The organism is Herbaspirillum sp. UBA812 (assembly GCF_002296545.1).
Lineage (GTDB): Bacteria > Pseudomonadota > Gammaproteobacteria > Burkholderiales > Burkholderiaceae_D > Herbaspirillum > Herbaspirillum huttiense.
In genome coordinates this window covers 902-1,159 of the sequence record NZ_DBIC01000118.1, presented here as the reverse complement: position 1 = coordinate 1,159, position 258 = coordinate 902, and the positions used below count along the sequence as shown (strand labels likewise).

1 protein-coding gene is annotated in these 258 nt (G+C 67.1%); it reads right to left on the bottom strand.

Translation table 11 applies throughout. From position 1 onward, the window contains the following. A partial coding sequence (locus B3873_RS07620) for an asparaginase domain-containing protein (RefSeq protein ID WP_286865038.1) occupies positions 1–258 on the bottom strand: 258 nt, incomplete at both ends.

Below are 258 nucleotides of genomic sequence, written 5' to 3'. Positions count from 1 at the left end.
GGTGCCGTGGGTGATGACGATGCCATCGACGTCACTCTGCGCCAGCAGGGTGTTGACGCGCTTGGCCAGCTTCAGCCAGGCGTCGTTGTTCATGTTCTCGCTGGCGATCTGCATGACCTGCTCGCCGCGCACGTTGGCGACCTTCTTGAGTTCGGGAACGGCGGCGATCAGCGCATCCACGCCGACCTTGGCAGCGGTGTAGCCGACGGTGGTGGTGCTGGTGGCGCCGGTGCCGGCGATGGTGCCGCCGGTGGCCAG